Source organism: Phormidium sp. CCY1219, assembly GCF_035615515.1.
Classification (GTDB): Bacteria; Cyanobacteriota; Cyanobacteriia; order Cyanobacteriales; family Laspinemataceae; genus CCY1219.
On sequence record NZ_JAJENT010000390.1, the window covers coordinates 1 to 365 of the forward strand.

The following is a 365-nucleotide window of genomic DNA, read 5'->3' on the forward strand; positions in this document are numbered from 1 at the left end:
TCAAAGTCGTGGGCGGTGGCAATCCCGTACCATAGCCGACGTGTTGTCGGGTCTTGAGCGAGGTCCTGGCTAAACTTAGGGAATTTTGTTGCCATAAGTCCTCTGAGTTCCTGCTGCTTTTATCCTAGTGCATCAATTGATGTTAGGAAGATTGCGAAACAAACGCAGCCATATCTGATGAAGGCGACAGGTGATGTTCGGCGAACTAAACAGCGGTTGACTACTCCGCGCTCTAAAGAGACGGGGATTCCCCCGAGGGATTTTAGAAATTCCGAAAAACGGACTCTTAGGCGAAGTCAAGTACGCCTCTATAGGTTGCCCGAAGGCTTCCCTTTACTGATTTTCGTTCAATCACCTTTTATCTC

General features: G+C 48.5%; 1 protein-coding gene. It reads right to left on the reverse strand.

The features are described 5' to 3' along the window. On the reverse strand, positions 1 to 95 hold a 95-nt coding region (locus LKK83_RS31970; protein WP_442957294.1), incomplete at its 3' end, for a hypothetical protein. Positions 96 to 365 lie beyond the last annotated feature (270 nt).